Source organism: Aestuariivirga sp., assembly GCF_041738905.1.
Lineage (GTDB): Bacteria > Pseudomonadota > Alphaproteobacteria > Rhizobiales > Aestuariivirgaceae > Aestuariivirga.
Genome location: NZ_JBGSOZ010000221.1, coordinates 28,813 through 49,386 on the forward strand (window position 1 = coordinate 28,813; position 20,574 = coordinate 49,386).

The 20,574-nt window shown below is 63.2% G+C and carries 18 protein-coding genes; 7 read left to right on the forward strand and 11 right to left on the reverse strand.

Annotation, left to right across the window (positions count from 1 at the left end; genetic code table 11):
* The first annotated feature begins 214 nt into the window (after nt 1-214).
* The 3 genes from ACEW8Q_RS22565 to ACEW8Q_RS22575 are packed head-to-tail and all read left to right on the forward strand — an operon-like array spanning nt 215 to nt 3,864.
* The gene (locus ACEW8Q_RS22565) at nt 215-1,240 is read left to right on the forward strand and encodes a sugar ABC transporter substrate-binding protein (RefSeq protein ID WP_373506327.1); all 1,026 of its coding nucleotides are present in this window, start codon (nt 215-217) and stop codon (nt 1,238-1,240) included.
* Between the two features lie 11 nt (nt 1,241-1,251).
* The gene (locus ACEW8Q_RS22570; protein WP_373506328.1) at nt 1,252-2,769 is read left to right on the forward strand and encodes a sugar ABC transporter ATP-binding protein; all 1,518 of its coding nucleotides are present in this window, start codon (nt 1,252-1,254) and stop codon (nt 2,767-2,769) included.
* Between the two features lie 24 nt (nt 2,770-2,793).
* Complete coding sequence (locus tag ACEW8Q_RS22575; RefSeq protein WP_373506329.1) at nt 2,794-3,864, forward strand: ABC transporter permease; 1,071 nt, start codon at nt 2,794-2,796, stop codon at nt 3,862-3,864.
* Between the two features lie 73 nt (nt 3,865-3,937).
* On the opposite strand, the gene ACEW8Q_RS22580 is transcribed toward ACEW8Q_RS22575, so the two are convergent.
* Entirely contained in the window at nt 3,938-4,891 is a 954-nt protein-coding gene (locus ACEW8Q_RS22580) for an MBL fold metallo-hydrolase (protein WP_373506330.1), read from the reverse strand.
* A gap of 116 nt (nt 4,892-5,007) precedes the next feature.
* Here ACEW8Q_RS22580 and ACEW8Q_RS22585 point away from each other — a divergent pair, with 116 nt between their 5' ends.
* Nucleotides 5,008-6,435, forward strand: coding sequence for a deoxyribodipyrimidine photo-lyase (locus ACEW8Q_RS22585; protein ID WP_373506331.1), 1,428 nt, complete (start codon nt 5,008-5,010; stop codon nt 6,433-6,435).
* Nucleotides 6,432-6,980, forward strand: a complete 549-nt coding sequence (locus tag ACEW8Q_RS22590) for an NADPH-dependent FMN reductase (protein ID WP_373506332.1) — start codon at nt 6,432-6,434, stop codon at nt 6,978-6,980. The genes ACEW8Q_RS22585 and ACEW8Q_RS22590 overlap by 4 nt, the downstream gene beginning before the upstream one ends.
* A gap of 38 nt (nt 6,981-7,018) precedes the next feature.
* Here ACEW8Q_RS22590 and rpe read toward each other — a convergent pair whose 3' ends face one another.
* The 4 genes from rpe to ACEW8Q_RS22610 form a co-directional block, all read right to left on the reverse strand.
* Nucleotides 7,019-7,687: a ribulose-phosphate 3-epimerase gene (gene rpe / locus ACEW8Q_RS22595; protein ID WP_373506333.1), complete on the reverse strand. Its 669-nt coding sequence runs from the start codon at nt 7,685-7,687 to the stop codon at nt 7,019-7,021.
* 5 nt (nt 7,688-7,692) lie between these two features.
* Nucleotides 7,693-8,706, reverse strand: a complete 1,014-nt coding sequence (gene gap, locus ACEW8Q_RS22600; RefSeq protein WP_373506334.1) for a type I glyceraldehyde-3-phosphate dehydrogenase — start codon at nt 8,704-8,706, stop codon at nt 7,693-7,695.
* 90 nt (nt 8,707-8,796) lie between these two features.
* A complete protein-coding gene (locus tag ACEW8Q_RS22605) occupies nt 8,797-9,450 on the reverse strand; it encodes a TetR family transcriptional regulator C-terminal domain-containing protein (RefSeq protein WP_373506335.1) in 654 nt (217 codons plus the stop codon).
* Nucleotides 9,443-10,468, reverse strand: a complete 1,026-nt coding sequence (locus ACEW8Q_RS22610) for a phytanoyl-CoA dioxygenase family protein (RefSeq protein ID WP_373506336.1) — start codon at nt 10,466-10,468, stop codon at nt 9,443-9,445. The genes ACEW8Q_RS22605 and ACEW8Q_RS22610 overlap by 8 nt, the downstream gene beginning before the upstream one ends.
* A 101-nt stretch (nt 10,469-10,569) precedes the next feature.
* On the opposite strand from ACEW8Q_RS22610, the gene ACEW8Q_RS22615 reads away from it, so the two are divergent.
* Nucleotides 10,570-11,835 carry a DUF3422 family protein gene (locus tag ACEW8Q_RS22615; RefSeq protein WP_373506337.1) on the forward strand — a complete coding sequence of 422 codons (1,266 nt, stop codon included), beginning with the start codon at nt 10,570-10,572 and terminating at the stop codon, nt 11,833-11,835.
* An 85-nt stretch (nt 11,836-11,920) separates the two neighbouring features.
* On the opposite strand, the gene ACEW8Q_RS22620 is transcribed toward ACEW8Q_RS22615, so the two are convergent.
* Genes ACEW8Q_RS22620 through ACEW8Q_RS22640 form a run of 5 tightly spaced genes read right to left on the reverse strand, consistent with a single transcriptional unit; the run spans nt 11,921 to nt 18,002 of the window.
* Nucleotides 11,921-13,090, reverse strand: a complete 1,170-nt coding sequence (locus tag ACEW8Q_RS22620) for a Gfo/Idh/MocA family protein (protein ID WP_373506338.1) — start codon at nt 13,088-13,090, stop codon at nt 11,921-11,923.
* A gap of 9 nt (nt 13,091-13,099) precedes the next feature.
* A complete protein-coding gene (locus ACEW8Q_RS22625; RefSeq protein WP_373506339.1) occupies nt 13,100-14,158 on the reverse strand; it encodes a sugar phosphate isomerase/epimerase family protein in 1,059 nt (352 codons plus the stop codon).
* A 22-nt stretch (nt 14,159-14,180) separates the two neighbouring features.
* Nucleotides 14,181-15,497 (reverse strand): xylose isomerase, encoded by a 1,317-nt coding sequence (gene xylA, locus ACEW8Q_RS22630; protein WP_373506345.1) that lies wholly within the window; start codon nt 15,495-15,497, stop codon nt 14,181-14,183.
* Nucleotides 15,494-16,951, reverse strand: coding sequence for a xylulokinase (gene xylB / locus ACEW8Q_RS22635; RefSeq protein WP_373506340.1), 1,458 nt, complete (start codon nt 16,949-16,951; stop codon nt 15,494-15,496). Before xylB ends, xylA begins: the two co-directional genes overlap by 4 nt.
* Nucleotides 16,952-16,976: 25 nt before the next feature.
* Nucleotides 16,977-18,002, reverse strand: coding sequence for a LacI family DNA-binding transcriptional regulator (locus ACEW8Q_RS22640; RefSeq protein WP_373506341.1), 1,026 nt, complete (start codon nt 18,000-18,002; stop codon nt 16,977-16,979).
* Nucleotides 18,003-18,116: 114 nt separating this feature from the next.
* Between ACEW8Q_RS22640 and ACEW8Q_RS22645 the strand changes: the two genes are divergently transcribed.
* Nucleotides 18,117-19,208 carry a DUF4432 family protein gene (locus tag ACEW8Q_RS22645; RefSeq protein WP_373506342.1) on the forward strand — a complete coding sequence of 364 codons (1,092 nt, stop codon included), beginning with the start codon at nt 18,117-18,119 and terminating at the stop codon, nt 19,206-19,208.
* A gap of 5 nt (nt 19,209-19,213) precedes the next feature.
* Here the strand turns inward: ACEW8Q_RS22645 and ACEW8Q_RS22650 are convergent.
* Nucleotides 19,214-20,574 (reverse strand): flavin reductase (locus ACEW8Q_RS22650; protein WP_373506343.1); only part of this gene is annotated, 1,361 nt, incomplete at its 5' end.

Consider the following 20,574-nt stretch of genomic DNA (forward strand, 5'->3'; position numbering starts at 1 on the left):
GCAAGATGGCGCAGGCGCGCTGCCTCTATCTCGCAAGTGCACATCCATGATGCCGTGCAGCATCGGCTATTTGTCCGACAAAAGCGCTGGACAAACTTCACCCGCTGATGGATGTTTTGAAAATCGGCGTCACCAAGAACACGTCCGGCTGCTTTGCAGCAACGGAAAACATCCGGCGCTCGACAGAACATGAGTTTGGAGGAGGACCAACACAATGCTCAACGATCTCATCAAGGAAGCGGCAACCCGCCGCGACGTCTTCAAGAAACTCGGCGCCACGGCGCTGGGTGCGGCGCTGCTGGCCGACGCCGGCTTCGATCCCGCAATGGCGCAGGCACTCGCTCCGTCGGGCAAGCCGATGAAGGCGGCCTTCTCGAACGCCGGCCTTCAGGCCACCTGGTGCGCCCAGGGCAAGCAGGCTGCTGAAGCCTGGGGCAAGCTCATGAACGTCGAGATCACCTGGTTCGACGGTGAGCTCTCGGCCACCAAGCAGCGCGCCGCCATCGACAACATGGCAGCACAGAAGTGGGATTTCGTCGCGATCCAGACGTTTGGCATCGGCACGCTCACGGACCCCATCAAGAAGATGATCGACGGCGGCACGCCCGTCATCGCCATGGACACGCTGGTCGCTCCTCCGGGAACGGTTCCGCTGCAGACCTTCATCGCGCCGGACAACATCATGATGGGCTCGGTCGTCACCTCGGCACTCGTTACCGCCATGGGCGGTGCCGGCAATGTGGTGATGACACAGGGCGCGCTTGGCCATTCTGGCGCTCAAGGCCGCGCCAAGGGCTTCCATCAAGTCGTTGACGGCAACGGCAACATCAAACTGCTCGACGAGCAGCCCGCCGACTGGGACGTGACCAAGGTCGCCCGCATCTGGGACTCGCTGCTGACGCAGTACCCGGACATCAAGGGTGCCTTCTTCCACAATGACGACATGGCGCTTGCCGCGCACAACGTCATGAAGGCAAAGAACCGCACCGACATCCTGATCGCCGGTGTGGACGCCATGCCGCCCGCCGTGAACGCGGTGCTGGAAGGCGTGATGGTCGCCACCGTGCGCAACCCCTCCTGCCGCATCCACGGCTGGTCGGTCGCGGCTGGTGTCGCGGCAGTCCAGGGCGGCGAAAAGGCCGGCAAGGACATTCCGGACTTCATCCTCGCGGACGGCCCGGTCATCACCAAGGAGACCGCTGCCGGTCACCTCTGGCTCCAGAAGAACTTCCTGATCTGATCCCGGATTAAATGTCGGAACAACGCAACGAAACGAGCGGGGGCGAAACGCCCCTGCTCGAACTTTCAAACGTGTCGAAGCACTTCGGCGGCGTCATGGCGCTCAAGGACGTGAGCTTCACGCTGCGGGCAGGCGAAATTCACGGCCTCGTCGGCGAGAATGGCGCGGGCAAGTCGACGATGATGAAGATCATCGCCGGCGTTCATCACGAATTCGACGGCACCATGAAGATCAAGGGCCGCGAGGTCAGGCTTCGCTCTGCGGGCGATGCACTGGCCAATTCCATCGGCATGGTGCACCAGGAACTTTCCGTCGTCCCCGACCTGACCGTCGCCGAGAACGTGTTTCTCGGCACGCAGCCCGTCAACAGTTTCGGCAAGGTCGACTGGGGACGGATGAACCGCGAGGCCAGGACGCTGATCGCCAGCCTCGGTCTCGACATCGACCCCACCACCACCATGGGCTCGCTCCCCGTCGGGTTGCAGCAGCTTGTCGAATTGTCGCGCGTGCTGTTCTCGGGCGCGCAGATCATCATTCTCGACGAACCGACCTCGGCCTTGTCGCCGCCGGAAGTGAAGCAGCTCTTTGACGTGCTGCGGCGGTTGCGGGGCGAGGGCCGTTCCATCGTCTTCATCTCCCACTTCCTCGACGACGTGCTGGCGATCTCGGATCGCGTGACGGTGTTCCGCAACGGCCAGAAGGTCATCACCGAGGACACGAAGAACCTCACCAAGGATTCCATCATCTCGCACATGATCGGGCGTGGCTCCAAAGGCATGCACATGGGCGAGGATGCGGAGCTCAAGGGCGACGACAAGAAGCCCGTGGTGCTCTCTGTCGAAGGTGTCAGCGACGGCCGGAACTTGCGGGACTTCTCGATCAACCTGCGGGCAGGCGAGATCACCGGCGTCTACGGCTTCATGGGTTCGGGCCAGATCGAACTGGCGCGGGCGCTGTTCGGAAAGGTGGCGCTCAGGCGCGGCGGCATCAAGCTCGATGGCAAGCCGGTGAAGTTCCGCTCCACCGCTGCGGCGCGCAAGGCGGGCGTCGCCTTCGTTCCGGAAAACCGCAAGATGATGCTGTTCCGCTCGGAGCCGGTCTACAAGAACGTGTCGATTGCCATTTTGGGCCGCATTCACCGCTTGCTGGTGAAGCCGAAGGAAGAAAAGAAGATCACCGAGGCTCATATCAAGGACCTGCAGATCAGGCCGCCGCGCACGGCGATCGCGCTGGGCTCGCTGTCGGGCGGCAACCAGCAGAAGGTGGCGCTGGCCAAATGGCTGACGCACCTGCCGCGTGTGTTGATCCTGGCCGAGCCGACGCGCGGCATGGATGTTGGTGCCAAGGAAGACGTGATCCGCATCGTCAAAAGCCTGCGCGACAGGGGCGTTGCAATCCTCGTGCTCTCAACCGAGCCCGAGACCATCCTGACGCTTGCAGACCGCGTGACGGTGATCAAGAAGGGTACGGTGGCGCGCGAGTTCTCGTCGGGCCATATCGAAAAGGCCGACCTGCTGGCGGCAGCGTGAGACCTTGATGGGAGATTTAAGATAATGTCGACAGCAGAAGTAGCAGCACCGCGGGGCTTCAACCTGAAGCGCTTCCTGGCGGATCAGCTACGCAACATCGCGCCGGTCTTCACGCTGGTGGCGCTCGTCATCTTCTTCAGCTTTGCCAGCTCGTCGTTCCTGTCGCTGGACAACATGCTGAACATCATCCGGCAATTGTCGATCACCGGCATCATCGCGGTGGGCCTCACCTATGTGATCCTGACAGCCGAGATCGATCTTTCGGTGGCGGCGGTCGCCAATGCGATCGGCATCACGGTTGCGTATTTCACCATCCAGCCGGATTACGTGAACATCGCCAACGTGCCGGTGCAGGGCTGGATCGCCATCATCCTCGCACTCGCGGCGGCCTTCGCCTTCGGCCTCGTCACGGCGGGCGGCATGACCATCATCGGCATCCCCTCCTTCATCATGACGCTTGCCATGATGCAGATCGCCAATGGCGTGTCGGCCATGCTGGTGCGCGGCCAGATCGCCTATCAGTATCCCGATCTCATCACCACGCTCGGCTCCGGCACCGCCTTCTCCATTCCGCTCGGGCTCGATGCCGCCGGCAAGGCGATGTCCATTCCCATCGGCTGGACCATCATCGTCTGTTTGGTGTTCCTACTCGTCGGCCATCTGGTGCTGAACTACACGCGCTATGGCCGCTACATCTACATGGTGGGCGGCAATCGCGAGGCGGCCGAGTATTCGGGCGTCAACGTGAAGTTCATCATCGGCTCGGTGATGGTGATCTGCGCCATGTGCTCAGGCATTGCCGGCATGCTCGGCGTCGCCTATTTCGGCTCGGCCCAGCAGAACCAGTTCGACTCGTTCCTGCTCGATGCCATCGCGGCGGTCGTTGTCGGCGGCACCTCGCTGTTCGGCGGGCGCGGAGGGATCGGCAACACCATCATCGGGCTTCTGGTGCTGGGCGTCGTCAACAACGGCCTCGATCACATACAGATCGACTCGTTCCTCAAGATCCTTATCCGCGGCCTCATCCTGCTCGCAGCGCTCATCATCAATGTCTATGCGCAGGTCCTGAAGGAAAAACAGTCCGATCTCGACTGACGCAAAATGCCAGTTCAATAAAAAAGCGCGGGCCCCGAAGCCCGCGCTTTTCATTTTAACGTGCCGGTTACGGCTACAGCATGAGCTGGTAGGTCGCCGGAACGTAGCGGTAACCGCCATCGGCCGACTTTTCGACGAAGCCTACGGAGGGGAAGGGCATGTGGTAGCTGGTGAAGGGGATCTTGTCCGCCGCCAGCATGTCGAGATATTTCATGCGCGTTGCGGCCGCAGTGGCCTTGTCGGCATCGAAGCGCACTTCCCAATCAGGCCGCTGCAGCGACAACACATAGTGGTTGCAGAAGTCGGCCCCGAGCAGGATGCGCTTGCCGTTGCTCTCGATGTGGAAGGCCATGTGGCCCGGCGTATGGCCCGGTGCATCGAGCGCGCGGATGCCCGCCACGACTTCGCTCTCGTTCTTGAGGAAGGTCATCTTGTCCTTGAAGGGCGTCACGTTGGCAGCCACGAGTTTCGCAGCGTTTTCGGTCGGCCCGGACATGCGCTCAGGCGCCGACCAGAAACCATACTCCGTCTCGCCTATGACATAGCGGGCGTTGGGGAAGTTGGCCTTGCCGTCGGTTGCTACCCCGCCGATGTGGTCCGGGTGGCAATGGGTGATGACGACGACGTCGATCTGACCGGCATCGAAGCCAGCGGCTTTCAGGCGTTCCTGAAGCTGCCCGCCATTGGCGGCGCCAAGCCCGGTGTCGAACAAGACCAGTTCTTTCCCTGTGTTGACAACGATGGGAGTGAACATGTTCACGAACTTGTCGGCGGGCAGGAAATTCGTCTGCAAGAGGGCAGCGACATCTTCCGGCTTCTGGTTGGTGCCGAAGATCGTCTCGGGCTTGTCGCCCGGCCGGACAAAATCGAGCAGTGCCGTCACCTCGAAGCCTCCCACCATGTAACGGTGGACATTGGCGGGCGAAACGCCCTGCATCGGCGCTGCGGCGCGCGCCACGGGAGACAGCATTGCAGCCGCGCCAACGGCAGCAGCGCCCATCATGATGGTCCGGCGGTTTGTCAGCATGGTCGTCTCCTCTTGTTTAATTGCTATAGGTACGCCCGAATGTTCCAAATGAAACACGTCTTCACGCATCTGTGATCGGTATTGATCCGCGAGGGGCTCCGGGCGTAGCAAGAGCCATGACTTCCCCCGTGCTCTACTGGCTTAGGCAGGACCTCCGTCTGGCCGACAACGTCGCCTTTGCCGCCGCTGCGGCGCGTGGCCCCGTGATCTTCCTTCATGTGCTCGACGATGGCACGCCCGGCGAATGGCGGATGGGCGGCGCATCGCGCTGGTGGCTGCATCGCAGCCTTGAAGCATTGGGGACAATGGCTCCGCTGATGCTGCGCCGGGGTGCCGCCGACAGGGTGATCGCCGAGGTGCTGCGGGAGACCGGCGCAAGTTCCGTTCATTTCGCTCGGGACTACGCGCCATGGGCGGAAGGGCTGGAACGGCGCGTGAAGGCCGCGTGCGAGGCCAATGGCGCCACATGCCACCGCTATTCCGGCTATCTGCTGCATGAACCCGAAACGATCCGCAACGGTGCGGGCGAGCCCTATCGGGTCTACACGCCCTTCTCGAAGGCCTGCTTCGCAGCTGGCGAGCCCCGGGTGCCGCGCGGCGTTCCGGACTTCACGCCGTGGACCGTCACGTTGGCTGGCGACAGGCTTGCGGACTGGGACCTGCTCCCCACAAGGCCCAACTGGGCGAAGGGGTTCGAGACACACTGGACGCCCGGCGAGGAAGGTGCACGCGTGCGGCTCCAGTCCTTCATCGAGGACGGCCTCGCGCACTATGCCGATGACCGCGACCGGCCCGACCTCGACGTCACGTCGCGGCTTTCGCCTCACCTTCACTTCGGCGAGATCAGCCCGGCGCAATGCTGGCACGCGGTGCGGGCGGCCCAGGCGCGGGCGGGCGGAAAACTAGATCGCGCGGCGGAGAAGTTCCTGAAAGAAGTGCTCTGGCGCGAATTCTCCTATCACCTGCTGCATCACTGGCCGACGTTGCCGTTGGAGCCGTTCCGGCCCGAGTTCTCCGCCTTCCCGTGGAGCGACAATCCGGAAGGCCTTTCAGCCTGGCAGAAGGGACAGACGGGCTATCCGATCGTCGATGCGGGGATGCGCGAGTTGTGGGCCACCGGCATCATGCACAACCGCGTGCGCATGATCGCCGCCTCCTTCCTCATCAAGGACCTGCTCGTTCCCTGGCAGCAGGGCGAGCGGTGGTTCTGGGACACGCTGGTTGACGCCGACATCGCCAGCAATGCCGCAAGCTGGCAGTGGGTGGCGGGCTGCGGTGCCGATGCTGCGCCCTATTTCCGCATCTTCAATCCGGTGCTGCAGGGCGAGAAGTTCGACGCGAAGGGCGCTTACGTGCGGAAATGGGTGCCGGAACTGTCGCGCATGCCCGATGACTTCATTCACAAGCCGTGGGAGGCGCCGCGCCTTGTGCTTCAGGCCGCCGGGGTTGAACTCGGGAACAACTACCCCCATCCTGTGGTCGATCACGCCAAGGCGCGCGACAGGGCGCTGGCTGCATTTCAGGAAATCAAGGGAACAGCATGACGAAAATCCTCGGCATCAGCGGCGCGTTGCGGAAGGCGTCCACGAACACTGGCCTGTTGCGGGCGCTGAAGGACATGGCGCCGGCGCATGTCGAGATGGAGATCGCAACGCTCCACGGCATTCCGCTCTATGATGGTGACGAGGAAGAGGCGCACGGTAAGCCGCAGAGCGTCAAGGACCTCGACGCGCGCATTCGCGCCGCCGATGGCGTCATCTTCGCCTGCCCGGAATACAACTTCTCGGTCACCGGCGTATTGAAGAATGCCACCGACTGGCTGTCGCGCGGCTCCGCCTTCCTCAAGTGGAAGCGGGTGGGCATCGTCGGCGCTGGTGCCGGATTCTTTCACGGCACGGGCCGGTCGCAATATCACTTCCGCCAGAACCTGCAGGCGCTGCAGGCCATCGTGATGCCGAGGCCCGAGATTTTCGTCAATCACAACGAAGAGAAATTCGATGCGAGCGGCAACCTGACGGATGCCGAGACGAAGATTCACCTTGAGAAGTGGCTTGAGGCCTATCTCGAATGGGTGGAGAAGAAACCCTGATTCACTACTTCCACGTGCGGAGCATGGGAGAGGGATGACTATGCGGAGACGCTTGTCGCCGCCATGCGGATGGCGCGGATTTCGTCGCCATAATTCGTCGTCTTGAAGATGGCGGAACCGGCCACCAGCACATTGGCGCCGGCGCGGACCACATCGGCTGCATTGTGCCGGGTGATGCCGCCATCGACCTCGATGTCGATGTTCCGCCCACGGACCATTTCGCGGACTTCCGAGATCTTGTCGAGCATGGCGGGGATGAAGGCCTGCCCCCCGAAGCCGGGATTGACCGTCATCACCAGAATGAGATCCAGCCGGTCGAGCACATGCGTGAGAACGGACGCAGGCGTTGACGGGTTGAGCGAGACGCCCGCCTTCTTGCCCAGCGCACGGATGACCTGCAGCGAGCGGTCGAGATGGGATCCGGCCTCGGCATGGACGGTGATCACATCGGCACCCGCCTTGGCGAAGGCTTCGAGATAGGGATCCGCCGGTGCGATCATCAGGTGCACGTCGAACACCTTTTTCGTCACCGGCCGGATCGCCTGGATGATGGGCATGCCGAACGAGATGTTTGGCACGAAGTGCCCATCCATCACATCGATATGCACCCAGTCGGCACCCCCCTCATCGATGGCGCGCACTTCGTCTCCCAGCCGCGCGAAGTCGGCTGCGAGAATGGAGGGCGAGATGAGGAGAGGCCTTGTCATGTCAATCAGCCGATCAGCTTGCCCATGGCGACGGCCGTGTCGCTCATGCGGTTCGAGAAGCCCCATTCGTTGTCGTACCACGAGAGGATGCGCACGAAGCTGCCTTCCATGACCTTGGTCTGGTCCATGTGGAAAGTCGACGAATTGGGGTTGTGATTGAAGTCGATCGAGACGTTCGGCTCGTTGGTGTAGCCGAGGATGCCCTTGAGCTTGCCGTCGGCCGCCGCCTTGATTGCCGCGTTGACCTCTTCGACCGTCGTCTTGCGCTTGGCCACGAACTTGAAGTCGACGACGGAGACGTTGGGCGTCGGCACGCGGATCGAGGTGCCGTCGAGCCTTCCCTTAAGTTCCGGAATTACGAGACCGATGGCCTTGGCGGCACCGGTCGAAGTCGGGATCATCGACATTGCCGCGGCGCGTGCGCGGTAGAGATCCTTGTGCATGGTGTCGAGCGTCGGTTGGTCGCCGGTATAGGCGTGGATCGTGGTCATGAAGCCATGATCGATGCCGATCTCGTTGTTGAGCACGAAGGCCACGGGCGCCAGGCAGTTGGTGGTGCAGGACGCATTCGAGATGACGATGTGGTCCTTCGTCAGTTGGTGATGATTGACGCCGTAGACGACGGTGAAGTCGGCGCCATCCGAGGGTGCCGACACGATGACGCGCTTGGCGCCGGCGGTCAGATGGGCCGCGGCCTTGTCCTTCGCGGTGAAGATGCCCGTGCACTCGAGCGCGATGTCGACGCCGAGGTCCTTCCACGGCAGCTGGCTCGGGTCCTTGATCGCCGTCACCTTGAACGTGTCGGTGCCGATCGAGATCGAATCGCCCTTGGTCGTCACTTCATGCGGGAAGCGGCCATGCACCGAGTCGTAGCGGAGCAGATGCGCGTTGGTCTCGACCGGGCCCAGATCGTTGACAGCGACGATGTCGATGTCCTTGCGGCCGGACTCATAGATGGCGCGAACGATGTTGCGGCCGATGCGGCCGAAGCCGTTGATGGCGACACGGACTTTCGTCATGGGGATCTCCAGAAGAAGTGACAGGTGAATTCCGGCGGCACTTATAGAACTTTTGCCGCAGCGCGGAAGAGGGAAATTGAGGTACGCAAATCAGATGCGCCGGACAGGGAAATGACGGGGAAAGAATGCCATCAGCACAGTATCGACGATGCGGTGCGCCTCTTCCGGCGTGATGCGGCCAGGATGGCCCGCGCCATCCGCCGCGACACCGAACCACATGCCGTCGCAGAGCGCCTCCAGCGCCCGCATCACCACGGTTGGATCAAGCCCATAGCGGCCTTCCGCCACCAGCGTTTCGCACAGCAGGAGCGTGGCCCGCTGGCGCTCGGCATCCGGCCCGGAGCAGATCTGGTCATAGGTCGGGCGGCCTTGCGTTTCGCCCCAGAAGGCGATCCAGGCGGCCAGCTTCTCGGGCGTATAGACGGCGCGGTCGAAATCCGCCGTCAGCAGTGCCCGGAGGCGATCCGCGGGATCGGGACCGGAGGCCTCGAGAGCGTTCTCCCAGTGCTGGCGGTATTCCTCGGCGAGGAACCGGAGGACAGCCGAGAGCAGCTCGTCCTTGCTGTTGAAATGGAAGATGACGATGCCGGTCGACAGGCCCGCCGAGCGGGCGACATCGGCAATCGTGAGCGCGGCGTAGCCCTTCTGCCCGAGGATGCGGATCGTCGAATCAATCAGCTGCTGGCGGCGCACGTCACGCGAGGCCTTGCGGTGGGGCGCCGCGTGTTCGAGAGGTTCAGTCATCCAGCGGCCGCTTTTCGCCTTTGTCGACCCAGCTGTTCCGTCCCACGCCCAGCGCCTGCGCCTTGTCGAGCGCCTTCCACATGAGGGGGATGCGGGCCTCCGCGATGCCGGGCAGGCTCAGCGGATCGAAGCCGGCCCAGGGAAGGAAGGGGTTGCGCCGGCCATAGGCCCAGATCTCGACACGGCGCGAGGGCCTGGCGCTGAACCCCCGGGCATGGAAGCCCACCGTGTCGCCCACCACCAGCGTGTTGGCGGGCACAGCGAAGGCGACCGACTTCGGGAGCTTCATCCGTTCCAGATCGGCGGCACTGGCCCGGAACGAGCCGCGGGCCGAATAGCGGTCGGAATGTTCCGCAGCACCAATGCTCATCTCGCGCTCCCAGGCGATGCGCTCGGGCGTCAGGCGATGCGAGCCCGGAACATAGCAGAAAGGCCCCTCGTCCTCGGCCACGTCGGTGAGGAAGAACCACGCCTTGACGCTCGGGTGGAAGGTATCGGCATGGAAATTGGTCTGCGGGTCGGGTGCTGCGTCCGCCACATGGCTCAGGATGGTCTGGACATAGTAGAGCGGCTCCTGGTCATAGGATCCGACATAGCGCATCAGACCGGACCAGTCCTTGCGCCTGAGCAGCGCATCGACCTCGGGCAGCGCCCGGCGGGCCGGGCCGTCGATGGCAATCCGCCTGGTGATCGTGTCACCCTGCACCATCTCCCGGGCCGTGGCCCGATGGTTCAGGGTCTGCTCCTTCAGCCGCGCAAAGGTTTCTGGATCGAGAAAATTCCGTTTCGCCACGAAACCATCGCGGTCGAAGGCGGCGCGGTCGTCCGGGCTCACCAGTCCGGCCAGCCTCCGGCGCCTGCGCCAGGCCAGGTCGTGGGCCAGGCTGATCCGGCCGACATGGAGGCCCATGCGGTTCAGCGCGGGTGATCCGATGACCTTGTTGTCACGAAACGACTTGGCCCCGGTGGCAAGCGCCAGGGTCCAGAATGGGTATTTGACGATGTCGGCCGCTTTCATGGCTGCACCATAGTTAATCAGAACGCGGGTGGAAAGCAGGATGCTGCAACGCCGCATTGACCGGCGTGCGCCATGCACTAAGAGAGTTCCCAAGGGGAATCATGCGCGATCACGAGCTTCGAAACGTTCTGAACGACGAGTTGCACGGCCGGCCCGGCATTCCGGTGACGGCGCCCTCGCGTGTGACCCATCTCGCCTTCACCATCGGCGAGGGCGACGGCGATCCTCTTGCCCATGTGAAGATGCTGTGTGACGCCCTGGGCGTGAAGCCGCCCGCGGATGGCGCGCAGCATCACACTGCGGAAATCGCCGGCGGCCAGATCAAGTATGAGCGGCATGGCGAGTTCTACCGCATCAGCGTGGTGTCCGAAGGGGGTTCCGAGAAGGGCGAGGCGCTTGTCATCCTGCCCGTTGGCTGGGTCGAGGGACTGCCGGGCCACAGGCTGGTCGGTATCCACACCCGCATCATGTCGATGGATGAACCCACTCCGGACGTGGCCGAACTCGTTGCCATGTTCGGGCATGAGGACCTAGCCGGATCGAAGACAAGTTCCGGGCAGGCGACGGTCTGGACCGACTTCCGGATCGGGACCGATGGCTATACCCGCATGCTGGTGCAGGACAACGGATTGTCGCCGCTCCGCCTTGGCCGGGTCATCCGGCGCATTCATGAAATCGAGACCTACCGCATGATGGCCCTGCTGGCGCTGCCCATGGCGCGCAAGGTGCAGGGCGAACTCGCGGGGCTGGAACGCGCTGTCTCTAGGGTGACGGCCGACATGCTCTCCGCCCAGGAAAGCCACGAGGACGCCGAGCTGCTCACGCGCCTCAGCCGCATCGCCCGCGATGTGGAAGAGATTTCAAGCCGCACCAGCTACCGCTTCTCCGCCGCCCGCGCCTATGCCGCCCTGGTCGACAAGCGCATCTCGGAGCTTGGCGAGGAGAAGGTGATGAGCTTCCAGCGCATCGGCGTGTTTCTCGACCGCCGGTTTGGCCCCGCCATGGCGACTTGCCTTGCGGTATCCGACCGCATCAAGAGCCTGGCGGAGCGGATCGAGCGCGCCTCGAACCTGTTGCGCACCCGCGTCGACATTGCGCTCGAAGGGCAGAACCAGCAGTTGCTGCGCTCGATGGAGAAGCGCGGCCACCAGCAGCTTCGTTTGCAGGAAACGGTCGAGGGCCTTTCGGTTGTGGCGATCAGCTACTACCTGATCGGCATCGTCTCGAAAATCATCGAGGGTGCCGGGGACTATGCCAATGTGAACACCAAGCTCATCGGCCTCATCACCATTCCCGTCGTCGTGCTCCTCGTCTTCTATGGCGTCAGGCGGCTCCGCAAGCGCATCCTGAAGGCAGCGGGCGACTGAACGTCCCGCTCCACCGTCGAGTTGGCAAGGACGGATGCGCGGACTTCACGCCCGCGCATGATGTTCGTGTGACAACTTCAAATTCCTAAAGCTTCGTCCACTTGCCGTTCTTGGCCGACGATTTCACGCAGGCTTCGATGAAGGCCATTCCGGCGACGCCGTCTGCGATTCCGGGAAAGACCACGTCCTTCTCCGGCTTCTTGCCCGTGCGCTTCGCCTTTATGGCGCGTGCGATCTCCGAATAGACATTGGCAAAGCCTTCGAGATAGCCTTCTGGGTGGCCCGGCGGCACGCGCGTGACGCGGCCCGCGGCGGCATTGGCCCCGGCACCGCCCCTGGTGATCAGCCGCTTCGGTTCACCGAACGGCGTGTACCAGAGATAGTTCGGGTCTTCCTGTTTCCACTCAAGACCGCCCTTGGTTCCGTAGACGCGGATCTTGAGGCCGTTTTCGTTGCCGGGCGCCACCTGGCTGGCCCATATCATGCCCTTGGCGCCACCCTTGAAGCGCAGCATCACATTGGCGTTGTCGTCCAGCACGCGGCCCTTCACGAAGGAGCTAAGGTCAGCGGCGAGTTCCTCGGCCTTCAGGCCCGAGACATCGCAGAGAAGCTGGTAGGTGTGAGTTCCGATGTCGCCCACGCAACCGCCAGCACCCGAACGCTTCGGGTCAGTCCGCCAGGCCGCCTGCTTCTGGCCGGTCTTTTCCAGCGCGGTCGTCAGCCAGTCCTGCGGGTATTCGCCTTGGACGACACGGATGTCGCCCAACTCGCCCGCGGCCACCATGGCCTTGGCCTGGCGGATCATGGGATAGCCCGAGTAGTTGTGAGTCAAGGCAAAGATCACGTCCTTGCGCTTTGCCAGCAGCTTTTCCAGCGCCTTCGCTTCCTTGAGGTTGAGGGCCAGCGGCTTGTCGCAGATGACATGGATGCCGGCCTCGATGAAGGCCATGGCGGCCGGCACATGCATGTGGTTCGGCGTCACGATCGACACCGCCTCGATCCCCTCGGCACGCTTGGCTTCCGCCTTCGCCATCTCCTTGAAGTCGGTATAGACGCGGGCCGGGTCGAGACCCAGCTCCGCGCCGGAGGCTTTTGCCTTCTTCGGGTCGGCGGAAAGGGCCCCGGCCACGAACTCGTATTGATCGTCCATGCGTGCGGCAAGCCGATGGACAGCGCCAATGAAGGCCCCCTGCCCGCCGCCCACCATGCCGAGCCTGATGCGGCCCGTACTCGCGTCGCTGCGTCCTGATACCATGTCGTCCTCCTAGAGCCCGAGCATCCGGCGGGCCTTGCTGCGGTCGGAATTGTCGCCCGCGGCGAAGTCATCGAAGGACTTGGCCGTCGTCTTGATGATGTGGCTTTCGATGAAGGGCGCGCCTTCGGCGGCACCTTCGTTCGAATCCTTCAGGCAGCACTCCCATTCGAGCACGGCCCAGCTGTCGTAGTTGTAGGCCGCGAGCTTGGAGAAGATGGCGCCAAAATCGACCTGGCCATCGCCCAGGGAACGGAAGCGGCCAGCGCGGTTCACCCAGTTCTGGAAACCGGAATAGACGCCTTGCCGGCCCGTCGGGTTGAACTCCGCGTCCTTCACATGGAAGGCGCAGATGCGCTCGTGGTAGATGTCGATGAAGTCGAGATAGTCGAGTTGCTGCAAAACGAAGTGCGAGGGATCGTAGTTGATCTGGCAGCGCTTGTGATTGCCGAGGCGCTCGAGGAACATCTCGAAGGTGATGCCGTCCATCAGGTCTTCGCCCGGATGGATCTCGTAACCCACATCGACGCCATTCTCGTCCATCACGTCGAGCAGCGGCTTCCAGCGGCGGGCAAGCTCGTCGAAAGCCTCCTCGATCATGCCCGGAGGGCGCGGCGGCCATGGATAGAGGAAGGGGAAGGCCAGAGCGCCGGAGAATGTAACATGCGAAGTGAGCCCCATATGCTTCGAGGCCTTGGCCGCAAACTTCACCTGCTCCTCGGCCCATGAACGGCGGGCCTTGGGGTTATTGTGGACTGCCGAGGGCGCGAAGGCATCGAAGGCTTCGTCATAGACCGGGTTCACCGCCACGAGCTGGCCCTGCAAATGGGTGGACAGCTCGGTCACCTCGACGCCATTGGCTTTCGCGATGCCCTTGATCTCGTCGCAGTAGGTCTTCGATTCCGCGGCCTTCTTGAGGTCGATCATGCGGCCGTCCCAGGTGGGGATCTGCACGCCCTTGTAGCCGAGCGAGGCGGCCCATTTCGTGATCGAGTCCCATGAATTGAAGGGGGCCGCATCGCCTGCGAACTGCGCGAGGAAAATTGCGGGGCCCTTGATGTCAGTTGCCATGTCTTCAGGTCCTCCCGGAATGTCAGATGTAAGAGTTGATCAGATTTTCGAGCCGCTCCTGCCGGCCCGACTTCGGTTGCGGTTCGAGCCCTTCGGCATGAACGCGCGCTGCTATCGAGTCGAGCGTCTCCTTGCCTTTTAGCATCGCCTGGTTCTTCGGCTCGTTCCATTTGCCATAGCGATCATCGACGATCTTGCCGAGCTTTCCGTCCTCCAGAATTTTCGCCGCGATCAGAAGCCCGCGTGCGCAGGCGTCGATCGAGCCGACATGTGCGTGAAGAAGATCGTCCGGATCGATCGACTGGCGCCTGATCTTGGCATCGAAGTTGAGGCCGCCCGTGGTGAAGCCGCCGGCCTTGAGGATTTCGAGGAAGGCGAGCGACATCTCCGGAATGTTCATGGCGAACTGGTCGGTGTCCCAGCCCGACTGATAGTCGCCGCGGTTGATATCGATCGACCCGAAGACGCCCAGCGCCGAAGCCAGAGCAATCTCGTGCTCGAAGGTGTGGCCGGCCAGGATCGCGTGGTTCTGCTCGACATTGAGCTTCACGTCGTTCTGGAGGCCCAGCGATGCGATCATGGCGTAGCAGGTGGCGACGTCGTAGTCATACTGATGCTTGGTCGGCTCCTGCGGCTTGGGCTCAAGGAGGATCGGCCCCTTGAAACCGATCTTGTGCTTGTATTCGACCACCATGGAGAGGAAGCGCTTGGCCTGTTCGAGCTCATGCCCGATGTTGGTGTTGAGCAGCGTCTCATAGCCCTCGCGGCCGCCCCACATCACGTAGTTGGCGCCGTCAAGGTCCTTGGTCACGTCAAGGCAGTGCTTCACCTGGGCCGCGCAATAGGCAAACACGTCCGGGTCGGGATTGGTTGCCGCACCCGCCATGAAGCGGCGATTGGAGAACATGTTGGCGGTGCCCCACAGCAGCTTCTTGTTCGTCGCCGCCATCTTCTTCTCGAAGATCTTCGCGATCTCGGTGACGTTGGCGTTGAACTCCTTCAGCGACTTGCCTTCGGGCGCGATGTCGAGATCATGGAAGCAGAAGAAGTCCACGTCGAGCATCACGAGCGTCTCGAACATGATGTCGGCCTTCATGCGCGCGGCCGCCATCTCGTCGGCCATGTGATGCCACTGGCGCTGGAACGTGTCACCGCCGAAGGGATCGCCACCCGGCCAGCACAGCGTGTGCCAGTAGGCAACGGCAAAGCGCAGGTGGTCGCGCATCGACTTGCCCATCACGTTCTGGTCGGGGTTGTACCAGCGATAGGCCAGTTCGCTCGAGGAGGACGGACCTTCGTAACGGATCGGGTCCTTGCGGGAATAGAAGCTTGTCATCAGCGATAGATCTCCTTGATCGCGGGGTAGATTTTCACGTAGCGGCGATAGTGTTCTTCATAGGCATCGCGGGCCTTCGGTTCCGGCTTGATGGTGCGGGCCGTTTTCGGCGCGGTGAGCACCTTGCGGAAATCCGCGCCTGTGGCGGCAATGAGGCCAAGCCGTGCCGCTCCGAACGCGCCACCGACATCACCCGCCGCGGGCAGGTCGACGGGAACGCCCAGCACTGTCGCGATAATCTTGAGCCAGAGTTCGGACTTCGATCCACCGCCCACGGCGGTGACACGCTTCACCTCGGTGCCCGCATCCTTCAGGGCCTCGAGCGAGTCGCGGAAGGCGAAGGCCACGGCATCGAGTGCTGCATGCGTCAGGCTCTTGTGATCGGCCTCGTGGCCGATCCCCATGATGAGGCCGCGCACCTGCGCATCGGCCACCGGCGTGCGTTCGCCTGAGAGATAGGGAAGCATCAATGCGGGAGACGGCGCCGCCAACTTGGTGCCGAGTTTGGAAATGAGCTTGGGTGCAGGCGAGCCGAGAACGCCCGCCAGCCATTCGAGGCTTCCCGCAGCAGACAGGATCACACCCATCTGGTGCCATGTACCCGGCACTGCATGGCAGAAGGCATGGACGGCGCGGCCCGCATTGGGCCGGAACGTGTTGTTGGACACGAACATGACGCCCGAGGTGCCGATCGACACGAGGGCCGAATTGTCCGTGACCGCGCCGATGCCACAGGCCGCCGCCGCATTGTCACCGCCGCCGCCCGCCACGACGGGGCGCTTCGGCATGCCCCAGGCCTTGGCGACCGCAGCCGTCAACTGCCCCGTGGCATCCGTGCCCTCGTAGAGCTTCGGCATCTGGTCGATGCTCATGTCGGTGGCGGCGAGAAGTTTTTCCGACCAGTCGCGCTTTGCGACGTCGAGCCAGTAAGTACCGGAAGAATCCGACATGTCGGAGGCATACTCGCCCGTCATGCGTAGCCGGATATAATCCTTGGGCAAGAGCACCTTCGCCACCTTGTCGAAGACCTTGGGCTCATGCTTCTTCACCCAGACGAGCTTGGGCGCCGTGAAGCCCGCAAGCGGAATATTGCCGGAAATGGCGCGGGCCTTGGGTTCGCGCGCTTCAATGTCGGCGCATTCGGCAAACGAGCGCGCATCGTTCCACAGGATGCAGGGGCGCAGCGCCTTGCCGTCCTTGCCAATCAAGGTGGCGCCATGCTGCTGGCCCGAAAGGCCGATGCCCTCGACCGCCGCAATCGCCTTGGGCTTCATCTTGCCCAGTGTCTTCACCACGATGTTGCAAGCCTTCCACCAGCCCTCCGGCGCCTGCTCGGACCAGCCGGGCTGCGGCCGCGACACCTTCAACGGGGCCGAAGCGGTGGCAATGATCTTTTGCCTGGCGTCGATGAGAACGCCTTTGACGGATGATGTGCCGAAGTCGAGTCCGAGATACATGGTTGCCTCAGTGACGCTGGTTGCCTCAGGGGATGTTGTCGCGAATATAGATATCGATGCGGATGCGCTCCATCTGCTCGACGATGGGCGCCTTGTCGGCCTTGGAGAGCAGCACGCGGATGGCGCTTCTGACCTCGTGGCCTGCATCCTGGTTGATGATGATGTCGATGGTGCCATCGATCAGCGCACGGCGGGTGTCGTCGGTGAGCTCGTGCGTGATCAGCACCACCTCGCGCTGGCGCTTCGCATCTTCCAGCGCTTCCGCGATGCCGCGGGCGCCCGCTCCCACATTGTAGAGCCCGATCAGGTCGGGATGGTCACCCAAGAGCTGCGCGGCCAGCTTCTTCACTTTCTTCCAGTCGTCGCGGCCCTCGCGCACGGGCAAGATCGAAAGTTCCGGATATTCATGCGCCAAGACCTGCTCGAAGCCGAACTGGCGCTCGATGTGATCGCGGAGCGACAGCGAGCCGGCGATCAGGCCCACCTTGCCCTTCCGCCCGCTGAGATAACGTCCCATCAGCGTTGCGGCCGTGCGGCCCGCCGCCGAATTGTCGATGCCGACGAAGTGCGCGCGCCTGGAACTCGGCACGTCGGAGACGAGCGTCACCACCGTGACGCCGCGGTCGGCCAGCGCATTGATCGACTCGCGGATGCGGGGATGGTCGAGCGCCACCACGGCAACGCCGTCATAGATGTTGCCGATCGCATCCAGCGCCGCGCCCAGCGTGTCCGCGTCGAAAACATCGGTGAAGCGGAGGTCGATCGCCACCTTCTCCTGCGCCATCCGCAGCGCCTCCTCGCGCACGGCATCGGCCAGTGCGATCATGAAGGCGTTGGTGCCCTCGGGCACGACGAAGCAGAAGCGGTACTCCCGGGCACGCGCCAATCTCGCGGCGAGGCGGTCCGGCTGGTAGTTGAGGCGGCGGATGGCTTTCTCCACACGCTCGACCGTTTGCGGCCTCACGGCAGCCCTGCCGTTCAACACACGATCGACGGTGGCGACGCTTACGCCCGCCTCACTCGCCACATCCTCGATTGTCGCCCGCGCCATGTGGCTATCAAAGCTCAATCAAGGATTTTGTCAATTCCTGATAGACGCCTATCAACGCGGGCTTGACGGCATCCCGGCCTTGTCGTCTCCTGCCTTGAAACAGGGAGGCGGCACATGCCCGGACCGATCAGCTTCAACCTCGATTCCGTCACCTTCGGACCGGCGGAAACCGTCATCGCCAAGGCCGGCAGCCTCACCGCCTCGGTGTTCTGCTATGGCAGCGGATTGAAGGCGCTGCGTATCCGCAACAAGGTGGGCGAGATCATCTGCCTGCCCTATCAAGGCCAGCAGATCGCGGACGCCATGTTTCACGGACGCCGCCTCACCATGCGCTCGATGTTCGGCGACCCGATGCCCGCCACGCATTACCTCGGCAACAGCGGCGGCTTTCTCGTCCATTGCGGCGCAACCGCCATGGGCAACCCATCCACGGAAGACACGCACCCGCTGCACGGCGAATTGCCCAACCTGCCCTATCAGACCGCATCGATTGTGGTGGGCAAGGACGAACGCGGCACGTGGATGGGGCTGACAGGCGTGGGGCGCTACACGATCGCCTTCACGCACAGTTACGAGTCGCGGCCTTTGCTGAAGCTGCATGAAGACGATGGCCGCATCGATGCCGAGCTTGAGATCATCAACCTCAAGCACACGCCGATGGAGCTGATGTATCTGGCGCATGTCAACTTCCGTCCGCATGACGGGGCGAGGCTCATCGACACCGCGCCGGATGACCCGCTGCACATCCGGATCCGCAGGAAGGTTCCGCAAGGCCTGTTCAAGCCGACCGAAGCCTTCACCGCCATGCTTGCCACGATGGTGGACAATCCCGGGCTGCACCGCGACCTTGTGCCTGGACGCGCCGTTGATCCGGAGATCGTGATGGGCCTCACGATGAAGCCTGACGCCGATGGCTGGGGCCACGCCATGCAACTGCTCCCCGATGGCACGGCGGACTATATCAGCCACCGCCTGGATGAGCTGCCGAGCGGCGTGCGCTGGATGACGCGCAATGCTGACCAGGATGCGCTGGGGCTGTTCCTGCCCGGAACGGCGGAGGCCGATGGCTATCTGGCCGAGAAAGCCAAGGGCAATGTGAAGGTTGTTCCGCCGCAGCAGAGTTTCCGCTGCCACCTGAGCTTCGGCGCACTGACCCAGGACGAGGCTGAGGAGATGCAGGCGAGGATTGCTGCCGTGATGGCGTGAAGCCTTCAGTCCACCGCTCTCACGGTTCCCTGTTTGTGATCGCCAGAATAGACCTTGAAGCGGCCGATCTTGCGCTCGGCGGCATAGCGCTTCAGCATCGAGCGGGTGGCCTCGTCGGGGAGCCTGTCCCAGGGGATGTCATCGAAATCGGCGAGCACGGTGCGGCCTCGCGCATGCAGCAGCGCTTCGCCGCGATAGTAGATGCATTGCTCGCGCGGGCCGGGGTTCTCGAAGACGGCAAAGAGAAAGCCCAGCGTGGCGTCGATCCCCTCGCGCGTCAGCAGCTCGTGCAGCTGGGACGCGCTGCCGCTGTGGCCGCTGCGGCCCACCTCCGGCAAGGCAAGCCCGTTGGGCCTTCCGGCATCGGGCATCAGGACGAGGCGGCCCTCGTTCTCGAGAATGGCGCCGACCACCGTGCGGCTGGAGGACGAGGCCGCGTTCACCGCTGCCTGCTCGAGACCCAGCGTGATGTAGCCGCCGCGCGCATAGCCCAGCGGGTTGGCGTCGGAATAGGAGAAGGCCTCGATGTGGCCCATGAGGATGATGTGGTCGCCTGAATCGATCACCTGATAGCGGGCGCAGTCGAACCATGCGGCCGAGCCCTCGATGAGCGGGTTGCCGAAAGGCCCTTCACGCCATGTGGCGGCCTCGAACTTGTCGGCTCGCTTCGAGGCGAAGAGAACCGAGGTCTCCTTCTGCTGCTCCGACAGGATGTTGACCGCAAAGCCCCTGGCCTGCCGGAAGATATCCATGCTCGCGGCCGACTTGCCGATGCAGATGAGGAGCAGCGGCGGTTCCAGCGAGACGGAGGTGAAGCTGTTGGCCGTGAAGCCGCGTGGGGTGCCGTCGATGCCCGCCGTGGTCACGATGGTGACGCCGGTCATGAAGCTGCCGAAAGCGGTGCGGAGTTCGCGGTTCTCGAAACTGCTGAGCCGCTCGGCCAGAAGCTGCGTCAGCAGCGCATTGGTTTCCTCCGGTGCGGTGACCGTCATCATGTGCCGGGCCTGCGGGATGACGGCGCTTCTGCCACGGACCGATGCAGCGGCCATGGCCTCGGTCATTGCCGGGGTGGAATTGGGATCGAGCTCGCCCGTGGCGAAAAGCGCCGGACAAAGGATGCCGCCCATCTTGCCCGAGAAGGCACGGTCGCTTCCGGCGAAGATGCGATAGGCGATGGCATAGCTCTCGGCACTGGTGAAGGCGAGCCACTGCGCCACGCGGTCACGCAGGGGCGATTGCTCGCCGGCGAACCAGCGTTCCAGCGTCGCCTCGAAATCCATGCCGGATGTGATCGCCGCCGCGCGGGCCTCGACGGCAGCGCGGGCCGCCTCGTCGCGTTCGAAGACCGAGTTCAGCACGGCCAGCC